This is a genomic window from Fretibacterium sp. OH1220_COT-178, from assembly GCF_003860125.1.
In the GTDB taxonomy this organism is placed as follows: Bacteria; Synergistota; Synergistia; order Synergistales; family Aminobacteriaceae; genus CAJPSE01.
In genome coordinates, this window is record NZ_RQYL01000003.1 from 93,163 (window position 1) to 110,879 (window position 17,717).

Annotated in this window: 21 protein-coding genes; 16 read left to right on the forward strand and 5 right to left on the reverse strand. The window is 63.6% G+C overall.

From position 1 onward, the window contains the following. From EII26_RS02035 to EII26_RS02080, 10 genes are all read left to right on the forward strand, one after another. The gene (locus tag EII26_RS02035; RefSeq protein ID WP_124887473.1) at positions 1 to 354 is read left to right on the forward strand and encodes a monovalent cation/H(+) antiporter subunit G; all 354 of its coding nucleotides are present in this window, start codon (positions 1 to 3) and stop codon (positions 352 to 354) included. Then, positions 351 to 608, forward strand: a complete 258-nt coding sequence (locus tag EII26_RS02040; protein WP_124887474.1) for a Na(+)/H(+) antiporter subunit B — start codon at positions 351 to 353, stop codon at positions 606 to 608. The genes EII26_RS02035 and EII26_RS02040 overlap by 4 nt, the downstream gene beginning before the upstream one ends. After that, positions 605 to 880 (forward strand): hypothetical protein, encoded by a 276-nt coding sequence (locus EII26_RS02045; protein WP_124887475.1) that lies wholly within the window; start codon positions 605 to 607, stop codon positions 878 to 880. The genes EII26_RS02040 and EII26_RS02045 overlap by 4 nt, the downstream gene beginning before the upstream one ends. Further along, positions 877 to 1,329 (forward strand): hypothetical protein, encoded by a 453-nt coding sequence (locus tag EII26_RS02050; protein WP_124887476.1) that lies wholly within the window; start codon positions 877 to 879, stop codon positions 1,327 to 1,329. Before EII26_RS02045 ends, EII26_RS02050 begins: the two co-directional genes overlap by 4 nt. After that, the gene (locus EII26_RS02055) at positions 1,301 to 1,657 is read left to right on the forward strand and encodes an NADH-quinone oxidoreductase subunit K (protein WP_124887477.1); all 357 of its coding nucleotides are present in this window, start codon (positions 1,301 to 1,303) and stop codon (positions 1,655 to 1,657) included. Before EII26_RS02050 ends, EII26_RS02055 begins: the two co-directional genes overlap by 29 nt. Next, positions 1,654 to 3,510, forward strand: a complete 1,857-nt coding sequence (locus EII26_RS02060) for a proton-conducting transporter transmembrane domain-containing protein (protein ID WP_124887478.1) — start codon at positions 1,654 to 1,656, stop codon at positions 3,508 to 3,510. The genes EII26_RS02055 and EII26_RS02060 overlap by 4 nt, the downstream gene beginning before the upstream one ends. A 131-nt stretch (positions 3,511 to 3,641) precedes the next feature. After that, complete coding sequence (locus EII26_RS02065; RefSeq protein WP_124887479.1) at positions 3,642 to 3,896, forward strand: hypothetical protein; 255 nt, start codon at positions 3,642 to 3,644, stop codon at positions 3,894 to 3,896. Further along, the gene (locus EII26_RS02070) at positions 3,893 to 4,351 is read left to right on the forward strand and encodes an NADH-quinone oxidoreductase subunit C (RefSeq protein ID WP_124887480.1); all 459 of its coding nucleotides are present in this window, start codon (positions 3,893 to 3,895) and stop codon (positions 4,349 to 4,351) included. Before EII26_RS02065 ends, EII26_RS02070 begins: the two co-directional genes overlap by 4 nt. 3 nt (positions 4,352 to 4,354) lie before the next feature. Further along, a complete protein-coding gene (locus EII26_RS02075; RefSeq protein ID WP_124887481.1) occupies positions 4,355 to 5,428 on the forward strand; it encodes an NADH-quinone oxidoreductase subunit D-related protein in 1,074 nt (357 codons plus the stop codon). A 25-nt stretch (positions 5,429 to 5,453) separates the two neighbouring features. Then, positions 5,454 to 6,452, forward strand: coding sequence for an NADH-quinone oxidoreductase subunit H (locus EII26_RS02080; protein ID WP_158612103.1), 999 nt, complete (start codon positions 5,454 to 5,456; stop codon positions 6,450 to 6,452). A 10-nt stretch (positions 6,453 to 6,462) separates the two neighbouring features. Here the strand turns inward: EII26_RS02080 and EII26_RS02085 are convergent, their stop codons facing one another. The 3 genes from EII26_RS02085 to EII26_RS02095 are packed head-to-tail and all read right to left on the reverse strand — an operon-like array spanning position 6,463 to position 9,158. Further along, entirely contained in the window at positions 6,463 to 7,734 is a 1,272-nt protein-coding gene (locus tag EII26_RS02085; protein ID WP_124887483.1) for a replication-associated recombination protein A, read from the reverse strand. Further along, complete coding sequence (locus tag EII26_RS02090; protein ID WP_124887484.1) at positions 7,731 to 8,735, reverse strand: HAD family hydrolase; 1,005 nt, start codon at positions 8,733 to 8,735, stop codon at positions 7,731 to 7,733. The genes EII26_RS02085 and EII26_RS02090 overlap by 4 nt, the downstream gene beginning before the upstream one ends. Before the next feature lie 24 nt (positions 8,736 to 8,759). Next, positions 8,760 to 9,158, reverse strand: coding sequence for a translation initiation factor (locus EII26_RS02095; protein ID WP_124887485.1), 399 nt, complete (start codon positions 9,156 to 9,158; stop codon positions 8,760 to 8,762). Between the two features lie 189 nt (positions 9,159 to 9,347). Here EII26_RS02095 and EII26_RS02100 point away from each other — a divergent pair, with 189 nt between their 5' ends. The 3 genes from EII26_RS02100 (at position 9,348) to EII26_RS02110 (ending at position 11,983) form a co-directional block, all read left to right on the forward strand. Next, positions 9,348 to 9,827, forward strand: coding sequence for a pyridoxamine 5'-phosphate oxidase family protein (locus EII26_RS02100; RefSeq protein WP_124887486.1), 480 nt, complete (start codon positions 9,348 to 9,350; stop codon positions 9,825 to 9,827). A gap of 4 nt (positions 9,828 to 9,831) precedes the next feature. Next, positions 9,832 to 10,026 (forward strand): flagellar biosynthesis protein FliR, encoded by a 195-nt coding sequence (locus EII26_RS02105; RefSeq protein WP_124887487.1) that lies wholly within the window; start codon positions 9,832 to 9,834, stop codon positions 10,024 to 10,026. A gap of 91 nt (positions 10,027 to 10,117) precedes the next feature. Further along, positions 10,118 to 11,983 (forward strand): hypothetical protein, encoded by a 1,866-nt coding sequence (locus tag EII26_RS02110; protein WP_124887488.1) that lies wholly within the window; start codon positions 10,118 to 10,120, stop codon positions 11,981 to 11,983. A 142-nt stretch (positions 11,984 to 12,125) separates the two neighbouring features. On the opposite strand, the gene EII26_RS02115 is transcribed toward EII26_RS02110, so the two are convergent. Together EII26_RS02115 and EII26_RS02120 are read right to left on the reverse strand one after the other, a co-directional pair. Beyond that, positions 12,126 to 12,557, reverse strand: a complete 432-nt coding sequence (locus tag EII26_RS02115) for a hypothetical protein (RefSeq protein ID WP_124887489.1) — start codon at positions 12,555 to 12,557, stop codon at positions 12,126 to 12,128. Positions 12,558 to 12,559: 2 nt separating this feature from the next. Beyond that, positions 12,560 to 13,672 (reverse strand): DUF362 domain-containing protein, encoded by a 1,113-nt coding sequence (locus EII26_RS02120; RefSeq protein WP_124887490.1) that lies wholly within the window; start codon positions 13,670 to 13,672, stop codon positions 12,560 to 12,562. A gap of 423 nt (positions 13,673 to 14,095) precedes the next feature. Between EII26_RS02120 and EII26_RS02125 the strand changes: the two genes are divergently transcribed. The 3 genes from EII26_RS02125 to EII26_RS02135 are packed head-to-tail and all read left to right on the forward strand — an operon-like array spanning position 14,096 to position 17,704. Next, positions 14,096 to 16,576, forward strand: coding sequence for a Lon protease family protein (locus EII26_RS02125; protein ID WP_124887491.1), 2,481 nt, complete (start codon positions 14,096 to 14,098; stop codon positions 16,574 to 16,576). Further along, positions 16,573 to 17,400: an endonuclease III domain-containing protein gene (locus EII26_RS02130; protein ID WP_124887492.1), complete on the forward strand. Its 828-nt coding sequence runs from the start codon at positions 16,573 to 16,575 to the stop codon at positions 17,398 to 17,400. Before EII26_RS02125 ends, EII26_RS02130 begins: the two co-directional genes overlap by 4 nt. After that, positions 17,381 to 17,704 (forward strand): hypothetical protein, encoded by a 324-nt coding sequence (locus EII26_RS02135; protein WP_233572549.1) that lies wholly within the window; start codon positions 17,381 to 17,383, stop codon positions 17,702 to 17,704. Before EII26_RS02130 ends, EII26_RS02135 begins: the two co-directional genes overlap by 20 nt. Positions 17,705 to 17,717 lie beyond the last annotated feature (13 nt).

Here is a 17,717-nt window from a genome sequence, read left to right on the forward strand (position 1 = left end):
ATGCCGGCGATTCTTCTCGCGTTGCCGCTGCTGACGGGATTCCTTTTCGGCCTTCTGGGGGTGATCGCCCTGTATCGTTTTCCCGACGTTTACACGCGAATTCAGGGGGAATTCAAGTGTTTGACCGCAGGAGGGATCTTCGTCTCGGCCTCGTTGCTGCTCCATGCCCTCGTGAGCTTCCTCGCGGACGAGGGGGAGGAGCACTTTCTGCCGCTGTTCCTGCACATCCTGGTTGCGGGAGTTCTTCTGGCGGTGCTAAAAACCGTCGGCGTTCATGCCCTGGCCCGCGCCGTTTTTCGATCGGGACCGTCGGCCGGTTCCTCGTCCGCTCCCGAGGAGAGGAGGGCGTCATGACCTCCGTTCTTTACGTTCCGCTGCTTACGGCCCTGCTGTTTTCGGGATGCGCGTCCTTGTGGATTCCGGGAGCCTTGAGCGCGGTGTTCTCCTTCGCCGTGTTCCACCTTCTTCTCGCGGTGGCGTTTTATGTTTTGGGGGCTCCCGATGTAGCCTTCATACAGCTTGCGGTCGGTTCGGGCCTTTCGACCATCGTCCTCGTGATCGCAATCCGGGCCTGTCGCGTCAACGGAGAGGGAGGAGGCGTCCGATGAAAAAAATCCTTTTTGCGGCCGCCGCCGTGCTTTTGGCGGCGCTGTTTTATGGGGCTTTCTCCGTCGTCCGCCCCTTGGATTTTTCACGGGGAGCGTTCTCGGCGGACCGCTATCCGGGACGGCATTTCAAAAGAAATCTATCGACGGAACGGGTCTATGAGCTCGTCGGGCACGACCGCGGATTGGACAGCCTGATTGCGGCCGCGGCATTTTTCGCGGCATTCTGCGGCATCAGTGCCCTCTTTCGCGAGGGCGGAGGCAGGGGGCGATGAGGCCGATGTCGCCGGTGGTCGTCACGACGTCGAAGTTTCTGGCCTGTTTTTTGGCGGTGTTCGGCCTCTACCTGGTCGGTTCCGAAGGGGGCGGGTTGGCGCACTGTGCCGGAGCGCTCCTCGCCCTGCTTCCGGTGCTTCTGCTGGTGTCCTGGGGGGAGGGGCGTTTCTATTCCTGGTTCCGGGACGGAGTCTTCGGCCTCATGACTTTCGTCGGACTCCTTTCGATGTTTTTTCTGGTCTGCCGGGAGGTCCTCGGAGGGGATGCGGCTGGCTTCCGTTCAGCTGAGAATGCTCGGTCCCTCCGGGGAATGAGCGTCGCCTCGACCCTGGCCTTCCTGGGGGGCTTCGCGCGCATTCTCGTCCACATGTACGACAGCATCGCATGGAACAGCAGGGGAGCGGGAGGGGAGCGCGGGCATGACCGATTCGATCGTGAGCCCCGATAACGCCGCGTACCTGGTCGCGGCTCTTTTGGTCCTCGCGTCCCTTCTCTGCCTCCTGATGCGCCGGGACCGCATCCGGCTGTGCGTTGCCGTCAACGTCCTGGCCTCGGCAGGAAGCCTGCTGCTGCTCCTGTGGGGCTGTCGGAACGGCAATGCTCTTCCCGCCGCCGACGGTCCCCTTGCGCAGGGGGGGCTTCCGACCTTCCGCTTCTTCGCGCTGCTCTCCATACTGCTCTCCTTCTCGGCCTTCGTCCTGATGCTGGCTTTGGTCGTCCTTCTCGGCAGGCATCACGGGCCGGCCGGATCCAATGGAGGCGAAAGGACACAATGAGCTGGCGCATGCACCTCCCGTTTCTGCTGATTGTCGTGCCGGTGGGGGGAGCCTTCCTGATGCCCTTCGTCGGACGCCTGGGCGAGACGGCCCGGGACCGCTTCTACCGTCTGGTCCCCTTTCTGCTTGTCCCGCCGGCCGTGCTGCTTTTTTTGAGGCACCTTGGGCAGGGCACCTCCCTTTACGTTCTTGGAGGAGGTACGGGCCTGCTCCCTGGAGACTGGGGCGCGGTACGGATTCTGCTCGCGATCGATCCCTTTTCCTCCGGGCTTGTCCTCTGCACGGTCCTGCTGTCCCTTTCCGGAGCGCTGTTCTCGGTCCGGGACATGGAGCGTTTTTCCGGAAAAAAACGTTACGCGTCCCTCCATCTTCTTCTGGTGTCGGGGACCGTCGGGATGTGCCTGGCCGCAGATCTTTTCAGTCTTTTTGTGTTCATGGAGCTGTGTTCCCTGTCGGCCGCCGGTTTGACGGCCTTTTGGAGGGACCGGCCGGAGAGCCTCGGTGCGGGGTTCCGATCCCTGGTCAGCGATCGGGTAGGGGCGATCTTTTTCCTGATGGCCGCTGGGGCCCTCTGCGGAAGATACGGAACATCGAACATTTTTCTGCTGGCGGAACGAATGCGCTCCGGCCCTCTGGAACTCCTCGTCCTGGCTGTTTTTCTGGTGGTCCTTGCCTCTCGATGCGGACTCTTTCCGTTGCATGTCGGAGCCGTCGACACCCTGGGTGAGGTGCCCGGAGGCATCGCCTGCCTCGTGGCTGCCCGTCTCCAGGCCGCCTTTTGCGCGATGGTGCGCCTCTGCGGCGTGCCGTTCGCAGAGCTTGCGGGGACAGCGTCCTGGTGCTTGATTGTCCTGGGGGGCCTGTCGGGACTGGCGGGTGGCTTCATGAGCCTGAGGGAGAGGGATCTCCGCCGTCTTGCGGCCCATATCCTCGTCTCTCAATCGGGCTTTGCGGTCTCGGCTTTGGGGTTGGCGCTTCGGCTGAAGCAGGCGGATCCTGGGCGGTGGGCGGCACTCGAGGCCGGGCTCCTCCTGAGCATTCTTGCCGCTCTGGCCGGGGGGCTCCTTCTGCTGTGCACCGCGTCCCTCTGCCATTCCGCGGGAACCCGATTTCTCGACAGAATGGGAGGCTTGGCCCAAAACATGCCGTGGACGCTCTCCTTTACCCTGATGGCCGGGGCCTTCCTCGTTGGGCTCCCTCCCCTCAGCGGTTTCACGGCAAGATGGAAACTTTGTGGAGCCGGAATATTTCTGGGCCCGCTTTTCCCTGCCGTGCCCCTCGTCGCCTCCCTGTGGGGAACCGGAGGGATCCTGAGGGGGGTGAGCGGCGCCTTTTTGGGCCCCTTCCGAAGGTCTCCGAGCGCCGTTGGCGAGGTCCCCGACGGGATGAAGGCAGGCATGGGAGTTCTCGCGTCGTCGCTCCTGGCCGTTGGTTTGTTGGTCGACTGGTTCCCCGCCGGGTTCCTCGAGTCGGGGGCCCGCTCGGTGTTCGACTCCCGAAGGGCCGTTGGCGTGCCCTTGGGCTGGAATGGTCCGGTATCCGATTTCGGGTATTGGAATGTGCTTGCCGGCTGCGTTCTTTCCCTTTTTGTGGGGGGAAGCCTTTTGGCGCTTCGGGCCTTCGGGCTCGCAGAGTCGGGGGGGCGGAGCTGCCGGGAGGGGGTCCGTCCGTTTGCCGAACGAGGGGAGGAACTCGGGGCCCCCTCCTTCGATTTGAGCTCCTTCGGCCGAACACGGCGCCCGTTTTGGGACCTTCCGGGTCTTCTGCACGACGGAGGCGTGGCGGACAGCGTGGGGTGGCTTCTGTCGACCCTGACCGTTCTCGCACTTTGGCTCCTTTGGGGGGCACGATGAACACGCCGCTCAGGGAAGGGATTTTTATACGATCCCCGTGGATTCTTCCCTTTCACGGGGAGGGCGACGGGGGGTTCCGGACCGAGTTCCTCCTGTCCGAGTTGACTCGAATCCAGCCAGGGCTCCGGTACGTGACGAGCCCCCGTCACGCCGATGTCCTGCTGATCCTGGGGGCGGTCAGGGAGGATCTGTCCGGCCCGCTCGGGCTTATTTACTCTCAGATGTCCAGGCCGAGGGCAGCCGTCCTGGTTCTGGACCGCTGCGTCCTTTCGGATTCGGGGTCGCTTGGGGGGCTTCCGGCCGAGACGATCTCCGTCGATGCGTCGCCGGAGGCCGTCTGGCGAGGGATTCGGGAGGCCTTGTGCGGGCGGAGGGCGAAAACATGAACGCCAGGTTCAGAAAAAATGCGTTGCCCTGTCCGGAGCTGGCGGAGCGGCTGAACGCCCGTTTCGGGGAGTCCCTGAAGATCGTCGCGATCCTGGAACGGAGGGGCGGGCACGCCCGTTCCGTTCAGGGACAGGATCTCCTCCTCCGCGTCGCTCCGACGTCGTTTGCCGGTTTTGTCCGGGCGCTCTTCGAATTCGACGGGCCCGTCTTTCACGGCCTCTTCGGCGAGAGCGGCGAAGAAGGAGTTCTGTTGCACTATCATTTCTCCCTCTTCCAAAGACGTAGGGGAAGTCGGGTGGGAATCCAGGCCACGGTTCCTCTGCATCGGGAAGAGCTTTCCATCCCGTCCCTCGTCGACCTGCTCCCGAGTGCGGAGGGCTGCGAACGCAGGCTGGAAAAGATCCTGGGCGTTTCCTTTCACCCCGGCGGAGGGACGCCCTTCGAGGAGGAATGAGCGATGTCGAGGCCCTATACCCTTCTGTTGGGTACGACCTGCTCCGGCTCCATTCCGGTTCCGCTTCGTTTGGAGCTGGAGGGGGAACGCATCCTGGGGGCCCGTCTCCTGCCGTTCCCTGAAAAAAACTCCTGGCGTACCGTGTCCCCGGAGCGGGGGCTGAAGATCGTCGCAGGGCTTCCGGGGACGGACGCCTTTGCCCGCAGTCTCTGCTATATTCAGGCCGTAGAGCGCGCGGGGGGCTGGGAGGTCCCCCCGAGGGGGCAGTATGTCCGTACCGCGATGCTCGAGCTGGAGCGGATGGCCTCGCACCTCCTGTGGATCGCACGGCTCTGCCGCTCCATCGGCTTCGCTTCAGGCCTTCACAGGGCGCTACGCTTGGGACATTCCGTCCTGGAAGCTGCGGACCCCCTTTTAGAGGCGCCTTTCGGCCGCGGGCTCCTGAAGGTCGGGGGGGTCTCGAAGGACATCTCTCCCAAGGCCGACCGTGAGATTCGGAGGATGGCCGTGTCCCTTCCCGGCGAGTTCGAATCCCTGTCCTCACGACTGCTGAAGGGGGTTCCGGTCCGCCCGCGCATCGAGGCCGTGGGCATACTGGGGCGGGCGGAGGCCCTGCGCTGCGGAGTGACCGGGCCGGTCGCCCGCGGCAGCGGGATTCGCATGGATCTTCGAAAGAGCGCCCCCGGGGAGGCCTACTCGGATATCGAAGTGGAGCCGGTCCTTCCTGGGGAGTCCGGCGGAGGGGGGCGCGGGGATGTGCGTGACCGTTTGGCCGTTCGTGTGGGCGAGCTGTCTCAGTCGTTGCGGATACTTATAAAAATTTTTGAGGGGCTCCCCGAAGGGCCCCTCGCCACCGAGCCCCTGGCTCCCCCTCTTGGAGCGACGGGGTGGGGCATCGTCGGGGCGCCTCAGGGGGACGAGAATCAATTCGTGCGCTTGGATGGAGAGGGCAACGTCTCCCTGTGGGAGCGCCGATCGCCCGGGGCGTCCAATCTGACCGCGCTGCCCGATCTGCTCGTGGGGAACGAACTGGCCGATGTCGCTCCGATCCTGGCCAGCGTCGCCCCGGTATTCTGACGGGGGCCGAAGGGGGGGGCGCGTCATGAGCGTATTTTTTGCCCTGTTTCTGAAAATGTTCGCCGCTGCGGTCCTTCTGCCCCTGGCGGCCTTGGGGGCCCTGATCTCGGATGGCGCCGTGCGGGGGCTCGCCGCCCGCATTCTGGGAGAGCCCTCTCCGTCCCCTCTGCAGCCGGTCCATGACGTCCTCAAGCTCTCCTTCAAGGAGTCCATCGAGCCGAGGGGCTCCGCCGGGCCCCTGTTTCGAGCCGCTCCCTGGCTCTCTCTGGCCCTGGTCCTGATGGTCTTTCTCTACATCCCCGCGGGACGTTTTCCTGCCGTGCTGGGCGGCGAGGGCGACGTGATCCTGATCTTTTTCCTTCTTGTCGCGAGCAGTTCCTTCAGGGTGCTGGGGGGAACGGCAAGCGCAAATTCGTTGGCCGTCCTGGGGGCCGGACGGGAGACGGCCCTGATGATGGCCTGGGGCGTCCCCTTTTCCCTCGTCGTCGGCGCGCTGGCCTGGCTGGCCTGGCGCACGGGAATGCCCGGGGTCCCGATGGGAATCGAGGTGTTCGTGGCGAAGTCCGTATGGTCGGTGGTCGGCGGGGCCGGGGTGCTGGGCCTGACCGCACTGATGTTTGCCCTTGCCGCCATCCTGCCCGCAGTCTCGGGAGAGGGTCCCATGCAGATATCCGAATCCGAGGACATCCTCTCGGGTCTGTCCGTCGAGTACAGCGGCATCGACCTCGCTTTTCTCGAGATTGCAGGTTCCCTTCGCGCCTTTGCCGTATCCGCCCTCTTCGTCTCGTTCTTCTTGCCGATCTCGGCTTCGGGCCCTTTCGGTCGAGGAGGCTTCTTCGTTGCGACCCTCGAATTCCCGCTCTTCTGGACCAAGGTCTTTCTCGTCCGGACAACGATTGGAAGCGCATCCAGGGTGCTCTTCACCCGCCTCTCTCCCGGAGGGGCCGTGCGGTTCTGCCTGGGGGGAGCCCTGGGGCTGTCGCTGGTCGGGGCCCTGTTGCTGTCCGTGGATCTTCTGCTTTAGGCGGAGCCGCTCAGGAGACGTCCGGCGGCTCGGAGAAGCGCCTCCAGAGGCGACGCAGCCGAGAGGCGATCCGTTCTTCATAGCCCAGATCCCCCGGATGATAGAAGCGCCTCGGGGTTTCCATGTACCTCTGGGGGAGCCAGTGGCGCGGGTCGTCGTGAGGGTAGAGATAACCGCTGCCGTCCGGTTTGAGATGCTGGGGAACGGGCTGGAGGTCCCCGCCCTCTATGGCCCTCATGGCCTTGTCGACGGCGAGGTAGGCGCTGTTGCTCTTCGGGGCGGCGGCCAGGTAAAGGACGGCCTCGGACAGGATGATGCGGGCCTCGGGAAGTCCCGTCATGTCCGAGGCGTAGGCAGCCGCGGACGCGACCTGCAGGGCTGCGGGGTCCGCCAGTCCGATGTCCTCCGCGGCGGAGATCAGGAGGCGCCTGCAGACGAAACGTATGTCCTCTCCCCCGGCCAGGAGGCGGGACAGCCAGTAGAGTGCCGCGTCGGGGTCCGAGCCGCGGATGCTCTTGATCATGGCGGAGGCTATGGCGTAATGGTCGTCTCCCTCCCGGTCGAAACGGATGTGGGCGCTTCCCGCAACCCGTTCGACGTGGCTTTCGGCCAGGGTCGAGCCCCCGGAGGCCGCGGCAAAGGCGGCGGCCGTCTCCAGCCGCGTCAGGGCCTGGCGGACGTCGCCGCCCGACGAGAGGGCGAGGGACCGAAGAACGGGGTCCGAGGCCTCGAGCTCCAGACCGCCCAGACCACGTTCTTCATCCGTCAGAGCCCGGCGCAGCAAGGGCATGAGGTCGTCCGCCTTCAAAGGATGAAGGTCGAACACGATCATCCGCGAGAGCAGGGTCTTGTTGATCTCGTAACGGGGGTTCTCCGTCGTCGTTCCGATCAGGATCAGGTCGCCCTTCTCCACGGAGGGCAGAAGCACGTTCTGCTGAGATCGGTTGAAGTGGTAGAGCTCGTCGACGAAGGCCAGGGCGGAGGTGCCTCCCCCCATGGCCTTGAGGCGTTTGGCCTCCTCCACCAGATCCCTCAGCTCTGCGACCTTGGCCGTGACGGCATTGATCTCCAGGAGGCTGCGCCCGGTGTGCCCGGCGATGAGGCGGACCAGGGTGGTCTTGCCGACGCCCGGAGGCCCGTAGAGGATGCAGCTGGGAATCCGTCCGGCCTCGATGAGCGTGCGCAGAGGCCCCCCAGGGCCCATAAGATGCTCCTGCCCGCAGTATTCGTCCAGTGTTCGGGGCCTCATGCGCTCCGCAAGGGGTGTTTCGAACTCCCTCATGACGCACTGTCCCCGCACAGTACGTCTAGTAGAAAAGCGTCCAGATCGGCATCCGCAATTCCCCTGACATCGACGGACCGAAGCCCGGGCGGGGGGTCGGAGAGGATCTGTATGGAGGGCCAGCGCTGGCTGAGCACCTCCCGCAGCACGTCCGCGAGAGGACGGTCGATGTGGCGGGGCGGGAGCTCCGAATTCTTCCAATCCTCCATCCGGAGCCGAGCTCCCTCGGGAACGGTCAGCCTGACCGCGCCGCGCCGCGCCAGCTGGACGGCCAGGCGATAGGCTCCCTGCTCCGGCAGGTGCCACAGACATTGGCCCTGAGCACGAAGGTAGGCTTCGCCGCGTTCCTCGGCGAGGGCACGGTATTCCCACGGGACGAGAGCGGAGGGAGTCTCCAGGGCCGAAAGAAAGTCCCGCAGCCGGGGGTAGGCCGCATCGGCCAGATGCCCCCACTCCTCGGGGTCGCGCTCGACCAGGACGCAACGGACCGCCGCGCGTCGGGCTCCGAGCATGTCGTAGACGAAGTCTCCCACCATGACGCAGTTGTCCAAGGCGATGCCCAGTCGCTCCGACGCCAGGGCCAGGGCCTCGGGCTCGGGCTTGACGGCGGGGTCCTCCCGGCTGAGCAGGACGGGGGGCAACGCGATCCCGCACCGCTCGGCGGCCAGCAAAATGGAATCCCTGCAGTTGCGGGAGACGACGGCCCAGGGCTTTCCGGACCGTCTCAGCCACGCGAGGAATTCACGCGCTCCGTCGACGGGGACGGCCCTCTCCGCCCCCTCCATTTCGATGCGCCGGATCTCTGCCTTGACCTCCTCGCGAAGAGGGGGCGGGAGGGCATCCGCAGTTTCGATCAGAGGCACGATCCTGCCCCCGAAATATTTTCGCCGCAGGGCGGTGAAATCCAGTCTGGTGTCGGCCAGGACGCCGTCCCAATCCAAGATGAAGGCGTCCATCAACGCGGGGTGCCAGAAGGGAGGGGCGATCGTCGCTTCGGTCATTTGCTCGGCTCCTTTCCTGCTGGTTCAGCGGACGATCTTTGTGACGCCGCATTCGCGGAACCACGTTTCGATGCGTTCCGCAATATCCCCCTGAACCACGATCACGCCCTCCTCGACGTGCGCACCGGTCCCCAGAGCTTTGCGCAGATCCCGGGCCAGGGTCTCGAGCTGCGTTGCCGTCGGTGCCGGGGTCGTCAGAACCCGGGTGACCCACTTGCCGCCCCGCCCGGCGCGTGTCCGCTGAAGGACGACGCGGGAAAACGAGGGGGGCGGGGCGACGGCGGAGGGTTCGGGTTTCCCCCCCGGGGCCGGAGGCGGTACGGGATGCCCCATGAGCTCCCCCAGGGACAGGCCGAGGGGGCCGCTCTCCGTCGTGGTGTCGATGCGTTTCGGGCTTTCGCTTTTCGTTTTTTTCGGACTCAAGTTTTGAACCTCTCTGTAATTCGTGTCCCCGAGAGCAAAAGAATCTCGGAACGTCCTCCCTAAAAGTATAGCGTACGAGGGGTTCTTGAGTGTGCCGTCGGCAACGGTATGTCCAAGTGTCCCCGCTTTGCTATAATTCTGGGATAAAATAAATGAAAAACGGCCAGAGGACTGGAGGCATGAGATCGTATGAGGCGGAAGGACCGTGAGGTGGCGGATCTCGGGGCTATCGAACGGATTATCGGGGCCTGCAAGGTTTTTCGATTGGCTATGGTCGATGGGACGCGGCCCTACGTCGTCCCGATGAATTTTGGTTACGACCTTCGGGGCGGAGCGCTCGAGTTCTATTGCCACAGTGCTCCGGAGGGCCGCAAGATCGATATCCTGAGGGGGAATCCCGAGGTCTGCTTCGAGATGGACTGCGGCCACCGGCTTGTCGAGGCCGAGGCCGCCTGCAGTTACGGCTTCGCCTACTCGAGCGTCATCGGGGAAGGATCGGTCTTCTTCATCGAGGAGCCTGAGGAAAAACTGCGGGCATTGCTGAAAATCATGGAGCACCAGGCGGGGCGGTCGGATTTTTCCATTCCCCCTGAAGCCCTGAGTCGGGTTTTGATGTTCAAGGTCGCGGCCACGTCGTTCTCGGCCAAACAGCGGCTCCTCCCCGAGTAAGGCCATGCCACAGAGCAGCGTTTATGCTCTTTTGGGGCTTCTCTCCTTCGTTCTCGCCCTTTGGGTCGCCCGACTGGTGGTGAGGATCCAGAGGGGCGAGCTTCCCGGCGGGGACCTCTGGGTCCTGTATCTCAGGATTCTGTTGGGTTTTTTGTTTGCGGCCGCCATCGTCTACGGCTACCGGTCTTTTTCCCCCTGACCTTTTTTGACGGCGGTTTCCGGGGCTGTTCCCGAGGGAAAGTCTCCACCCTTCGAGGTGTGACGGATCTGGTTATGGATAGGGAGCGAAGATGAAACGCACAATCCTGATCGTATTGGCCGTGTTGTTTTTGGGGCGGGGGACGGTCATTCCCTCCGTGGGGGCCGAGCTCCCGCGCGCACAGCTCGACGAGTCCGAGCGCCATTTTACCCGGGCCTACGCCTACTTTTTGGACCGGGACTATTGGAGCACCCTGGATTATTTGGACCGCGCCCTTAAGGCGAACACCTACCTGGTCGACTACTACTTGCTCAAGGGGCTGACGGTGGAGCGCACCGGGGATTTCGATGGGGCACGAAAGGCCTTGGCCAGCTATCTCGAGGTTCGAACTCTGGACCGCACGGCGCCAAGGATCCTCAACTGTATTCTGGCTCAAGAACGGTTGCTCAGGGCTATTCTGGGTCCCTTGCCTCTGGCCTCCCGCTGGCAGTTCTCCCGTCCGGATCTTCAGCGGGAGTGGGAGTGCGGTTTTTTTCGCCCCTTCAACGTCGTCGGGCTGGGAAAGGTCGAGGCGTTGGACTCCGCTCTGTGCCTTTCGGATACGTTGGGGGACAAAATTTATCTGAGCGGGGGGGAGGGGAGGTTTCGCTCCGTTCCCGTCGATTCTCCCGCCGTCACGCTTCCGCTTGGAGACGGAACATTTTTCGTCTTTGGGAGCAGCGGGGACGTGTTTTCTTTTTTCGATTTGCCCGGGGAGAACATCTCCCTGGATCTGAGAGGCCGCATCCCGTCGCATGTCGTCGACGCGAGCTGGCTCTCCGAGGGGGAGTTCGCCGTAGCCGATCCCGTGGCGAGGGCTGTCGATTTTTACGACCGGGAGACCCTGCAATCCCTGGCTTCCTGGACACCCCAAGAAGGGGAGATGCTCTTCGAGCCCGTGGGGATAAGCCGTTACGCCAACTGGCTTGCCGTCGCCGATAGGGGCAACGGCAGGGTTTATCTTCTGGAAACCATCGGGCGCCGGGAGTCCTTTTATGTGAAGGTCGATATGCCCCGTGACGTGCTTTGGTCTCCGTTGGGCGAGCTTTTCGTCCTGACCGAGAAGGGGGAGATTTTTCGCGCCGGAATCGACTTCGATCGCAGGGAGATACGCAACCTCGATCGCCTGGAGGTGGGCCTGGAGGATGTCTGGTCTCTCTTTCACTCTCCCCATGGAGATCTGTACGGCCTGGACATCTCCGCTTCGAAACTCTTCAAGGCGGTCATGCTGCCCTCCCGGGATGCGGGACAGGGATTTTTGGGGCTGTTCAACCCCGTCCTGGCCCTCGATAAGGACAAGGAGAGCTTTCTTGTGGATGCGACCCTGGGTTTTCCGTTCGTCTCCTATTTCAGGAACACCCACGCCGTTGCCCACTCCGTATGGAACGACAGAGCCATTCCTTCCTCGATGCATTGGATGCCCCGCGCCCCGCTCGATGCACTTCTGCTTCACCGTCCTCTGAAGTCGGGTTCCGTTCCGACCCCAAGCCTGCGGTCGGCCCGAGTGGAAGGAGGACGGGATGTCCGGATCGCCCTGCCCCCCCTATGGTCTTTGCACAGGGGGACGCTGACCAACGTGATTGTGGATTCCTCGATTTCGCTGTCTCCGGAGGACCTGCTGTATCTGGCGCGCTTTTGCCTGGAAAACGGCCTGCGTCTCGACGTCTGGGCCCGGGAGATCCCCTCGCTGGCTTTGACTCGTGTCAGCGCCTTTACGGGGGGGACGACGGTCTTCTCCTTGGCCCAGCCTCCAAGGGTTTCCCCGCCGTGGAGTCGGGTCCGGATTCGGATTCCGCTGCCCAGGGAGCTCTCCTCCTCGGGATACCCCAGCCGCTCCATGCTCGCCGTGTATCTGGACATCGGATTGGTGCAGATGAAGGGGTGGATTCCTCTCTGGCCCGACCTCCTCTTTCCGTAGGCCGGCCAGGGAGGGAGAGCGCGCGACGCTCATGGGAACGCCCCGCAGCGTCTGGCTGCGGGGCGTTCTCGTCACACGGCAAAACGCCGCTCCAAAATCGAAGAGAGCAGGGGAACGGTGCGCCGCAGATCTTGCCCTGCGTCTATTCCCTCCAGCGCATTCGTCGGACGTTCTCGAACCACGCCGGAGTCCCCTCCTCGTTGGGGGCGGACTCCCCCTGCGGAGCTCGGGGCTCGGGCTCCTCCGTGACGTCGTAGAAATCCTGCTCGCCACGGCCCGAGGTGTGTTTTTTCAACTTGTCGTGGAAGTAGATTCCGCCTCCGCCGAACAATGCGGTCAGCATGGCCCAACCCAGAATCCTCAAAACGAACGAGGGCAGCACGAACAGAACGAAGGACGTGACGCTGAACAGGAGCCCCAGGATGCAGAGCAGCATGGGGGCGAAGACGAGGAGCAGAATTCCCTTCTCCCGAACGTCGGCTCCCTGCCACTCCGAGAGGATCCTGCCAAGTCCGGCGAGAAGCCGGGGGGGCCACAGGTAGAGGAGCGCGCGGGAAACGAATTGTCTGAACAAACCTATACCTCCAGAAGTGTGTAGTCTCGGGACCCCATGCCGAGGGCTTCGCCGTGTTCCAGCGTGACCTCCCACGGCATGTCGGCATAGACGCCGCGGATCTTGTCCTCCCCGGGAAGCAGGTTTCTGCCGTTCAGCATGCTGCACTCGTTGCCGCGCTGGGCGTTGACCTTGTCGATACATGCCCAGTCCAGAGCGATGGGGTCGAAGGAGGCCAGGATGCCGACATCCGGAATCAGATAGGAATCGCTCCAACCGCAGCAGTCGCACTCCGGGGTGAAGTTCATGACGAAGTTGATGTAGGCCACCCGACCCCGCTTGCTCTGGGCGGCGCCGTGGGCGTATTCCGCCATCCTCCTCAGGAAATCCGCGGTATCCGCATTCTCTCCCATCCTGATGCAGGAGGTTGGACAGACGGTGGCGCACTCGCCGCAGCCGATGCAGTGGGCGACATCCACCTGAGCCTTGCCGTCGGGTACCGTGATGGCGCTCTCGGGACAATGGGCCGCGCAAGTTCCGCACCCGACACAGTCGGGCCCGGAGATGTTGGGATGGATGTAGGCGTGCTGCTCCTCCTTGCCCTTCGATGGCGCACAGCCCATCGCCAGGTTCTTGACGGCCCCTCCGAAGCCGGCCATCTGGTGCCCCTTGAAGTGGGTCAGGACCACCATGCTGTCCGCCTCCACGATGTCCCGGGCTATCTTCACGCGGGAGAAGAAGGAGCCCTCGATGGGAATCTCGACGAAGCTGTGGCTGCGCAGGCCGTCCGCGATGATCAGGGGGGCACGCACCGTGGCGTAGGAGTAGCCGTGCTCCAGGGCCGTCTCCAGATGGTCCACCGAGTTTTTCCGGCTTCCCAGGTAAAGCGTGTTCGTGTCCGTGATGAAGGGCTTGGCTCCGGCGTCGCGAATCGCATCCACGACCTGGCGGGCGAATACGGGGTTGAGATAGCTGTCGTTACCGCGTTCGCCGAAGTGCAGCTTGACGGCCGTCAGGTCCCCCTCCTTCAGGATACGGGTCATGTCCATACTCTTCATGAGCCGTTTCAGGCGATTGATCTTGTTGTCCTCGGCGCTGCGGGTTCGAAAGGATGAAAACCACACCTTAGAGGGCATGTCTTACCGGCCTCCTCTCTTGTTCGGCGTTGTCCGCTTCATGAAGAACGTCCCCCTCGACATCCCCAAATGGTTCGCGAAACGGTGTACTCCATGATTATAACAGCATGTCTCGGGAAGCCCCGCCCGCGTCGTTCGGGAACCGGAGCTTTGAGACGGTGAGTTCGGAGCGCCGGGCTTTTGTAGGAAACTGACGAGGGCACGGGGATGAGCTCGTGGTAGGATAGGGCATCCAAAAACGGAAAGGCTTTGTTGCGGGAGAATGCGGCGGAGAGGGTTCGACGAAGCGAATCCGCCCGTTTCCCCGTGGAGGACGATTTTTCGTAAAATACGGGGGCGGTCCTGATACAATTGAGCGTGGAAGTGAGCGCTGGGACATCGCAGGGACAACTCACGGGATAGAAGATAGAAGGCGGGAATGACGTGACGGACAAATGGAAGCTGGTGCCCGAGAAGCTGAGAAAGCTCAAGGATCCCAAAAGCTGGAAGATCGAGGGGACCGACGAATGGTCCTCCGGCAGGAAAGGGGTCGGGCTCATCGGCCAGGATCGGGCGGTGGAATCGATATCCTTCGGCCTGATGGTCCCGGGCCGGGGGTACAACATCTTCGTGACCGGCCAGCCGGGCAGCGGGCGTACGAGCTACGCGCTCGAGCGCCTGAGGGAACGGGCCGCCGAACTTCCGGCGCCGGACGACTGGCTCTATCTCTACAACTTCGACGAACCGGGGGAACCCCTGGCGATGGCGGTGCCCGCCGGTCGAGGGAAGGAGCTCTGTTCGGCGCTGGACAGCCTTCTGAACGATCTCAAGATCACGATCAGCAAGGCCTTCGAGCAGAGCCAGTACGAGGACGCCAAGACGCAGTTCGTCAAGGAGTTCCAGGAGAGGGCAGGGGCGATCATGGACGAGCTCAAGTCGTGGGCCGCCGAGCGACGCTTCTCCCTGAAACGTACGCCCCAGGGATTTGTCAACATCCCGCTCATCGAGACCGAGGATGAGGAGGGCAAGCCGGTCGTCCGGGAGATTCAGCAGGAGGAGTTCGAGGCCCTGGAGGAGAAAGAACAGAAGCGCTATCAAACGCAGTCCGAGGAGGTCTCCCAGAGGACCCTGCTGGGGCTCCGGCGCATCCGCGACATGGAGAAGGAGCTCAAGGAGCGGATCGGCGAGCTCGAGGCGGAGATATGCCGGGCTGCGATCGCCCCCTGCCTCTCGGACATTCGAGAGAAGTATGCGGACAACGAGCCGCTTTCGAGGTGGTTCGACCGGATGGCCGAGGACGTGATCGAAAACTTCGGGGCGTTCGTCACCTCGGTCCGGGACGAGTCCGCCGAGGTCGACTTTACCCGGTACATGGGCAATCTCTTCGTCTCGAACGACCCCAAGGACGGGGCGCCCGTGGTGTGGGAGACCAACCCGACCTACTACAATCTGGCGGGCAAGGTCGAGTACGAGAGCCGTCAGGGTTATCTCTACACCGACTTCCGCCGCATCGTGGCGGGCGCCTTCCACAGGGCCAACGGGGGGTTTCTGGTCCTCGACGCCGAGAAGGTGCTCATGAACTTTATGTCGTGGGAGGCGGTCAAACGGCTGCTCCGTACCCAGGAGGCCTCCATCGAGAACCTCGGGGAGCAGTACGGCGCGATCCCCGTGTCCTCCCTGCGCCCCAGCCCGATTCGGATGAACCTCAAGGTCGTGATGATCGGGATGCCCCACATCTACGAGCTGCTCCAGTATTACGATCCGGAGTTTCAGAAGCTCTTCAAGATCAAGGCGAGCTTCGACACGGACATGCCTCGTACGCGGGGGACGGAACAGCGCATGGGCCTTTGCGTGGCGGATATCCTGAAGCGTGAGGGACTGAAGCCCTTCGACGCGGAGGCGCTTTCCGAGGTCATCGAGTGGGCCAGCCGGGCCGCGGAGGACCAGAACCTGCTGTCGGTGGAGCTCGGCAGGCTTCGGGAGCTTTTGATGGAGTCTCATGCCTGGGCCGCCGGCGCCAAGGGGGCGCGGGTGACCCGGGAGCACGTACGTAAGGCCATCGAGCATAAGCGGTACCGCTCGAGCATGTACCAGGAAAAGCTGAGCCGGGCCTTCGAGGACGGGGTCATCCGCGTGGATACGGATGGCGCGGTGGTGGGGCAGATCAACGGCCTCTCCGTCATCGATCTGACGGACTATCGCTTCGGGCATCCCTCCCGAATTACGGCCAACGTCTTTATGGGGCAGGAGGGGGTCGTCAACATCGAGCGGGAGGTGCGCATGACGGGGCCCATCCACAACAAGGGGCTGATGATCCTCTCGAGCTACATGGGGAGAAAGTATGCCCAGGACATGCCCCTGACCCTGTCCGCGCGCATCACTTTCGAGCAGAACTACGGTGGGATCGAGGGAGACAGCGCGTCCTCCACGGAGCTCTACTGCCTTCTCTCGGCGCTCTCGGGGCTTCCGCTGAATCAGGGGATCGCCGTCACGGGCTCGGTGGACCAGTTCGGCAACATCCAGCCGATCGGTGGCGTCAACGAGAAAATCGAAGGGTTCTTCAACTATTGCAAAACAGCGGGGCTGACGGGGAGCCAGGGGGTCGTCATCCCCAAGACGAACGTTCGCCACCTGATGCTGGACCATGAGGTTCTTCAGGCCGTCAGGGACGGAAAATTCTCCGTCTGGGCGGTAGGGACCATCGACGAGGGCATCGAGCTGCTCACCGGTGTCCGCGCCGGCAGGGAGCGCAGGGACGGCTCTTATGCTCCCGACTCCGTCCATGGCCGAGTCAAGGCGCGGCTTTCGAAGCTGCTCTCCGACAACGTCAAGCTGCGCAAGAAGCTGAGCGGCGACGACGAGGAGAATGGGGGACGCAGGGGGCGTCCGGAGGAGGAGAGGGTGCCCGGGAGACGCCGGCGATGAGCCGCCTGCAGGGGGCCGGGACGAAACGCCCTTCCGGCGGAGAGAAGAAGATCGATGCCGCTGGGGCGTTGAGGGGCTGGATACTCTCCGTCCTCGATCTCCTGGAGGGGGTCTGGCACAACGAGGCCAGTCCGCCCTCCCTGAGCCATGGCGAACCCCTGGACGGGCTCGTCCTGACCGTGCTCTCGCAGAACACGAACGACCGCAACCGGGATATGGCGTTCGGTCGCCTGAAAGAGCGTTTCCCGACCTGGGAGTCCGTCGTGGACGGGGGCGTCGAGGCCCTGGAGGACGCGGTGCGCCCCGCCGGTCTGGCGCCCACGAAGGCACGGCGCATCCTGGAGATCCTCGAGATCGTACGCCGGGACTTCGGTTCCTATTCCATCGCGGAACTCGCGGGGCAGGGACGGGACCGGGCCCGCAGTTACTTGACGGCCCTGCCGGGCGTGGGGGAGAAGACGGCGGCCTGCGTGCTGATGTTCGACATGGGGCTTCCCGCATTCCCCGTCGATACCCATGTGAGCCGCGTGTGTCGCCGGGTGGGGTTCGTCCCGGAGAGAACGTCGCCGGAGGATATCTGCGCGCTGCTGGAGCGGGAGGTTCCCCCTTCGCGCTACCTGGGGGGACATATCAACATGATTGAGCATGGCAGGGCGGTTTGCTCCGCCCGAAAGCCCCTTTGCGGGGCCTGTCCGCTGACCGCGCTCTGCGACGCGGGACGCGGCCGGATTGCGGAGGCGATGGCCGCGGAGGCGAGCGCGGCACGGGGTAAAAAGGGCCGCTCCTCGAAGGGAGGAAGTGGGAATGGCGAAGGGAAGGTCTGAGGGCGAGGGGTTGAAGGCCAGGGTGAAGAGCGCGTGTCGTACGCTCGGGGAATGGGCCTGGTGGTTCGTCATCGGAACGTTTATGGAGAAGAGGGTGGCCGCCATCCGCAAGGAGGCCTGGGACACGAACGACAACGTCATGCTCCTGCTCTTCGGGGACTATCTGGGGCTGCCGAACCCCATGTCCTATTACTCCCTGGAGCTGATCCCCTACCTGGCCGAGGAGATGCTCCCCTGGCAAAGGCGTATAATGAATCGTCAATCGATCGTCGCCGAGAAGGCGGCGCAGTATGATTTCACGTAGATTCGGAGGCCGC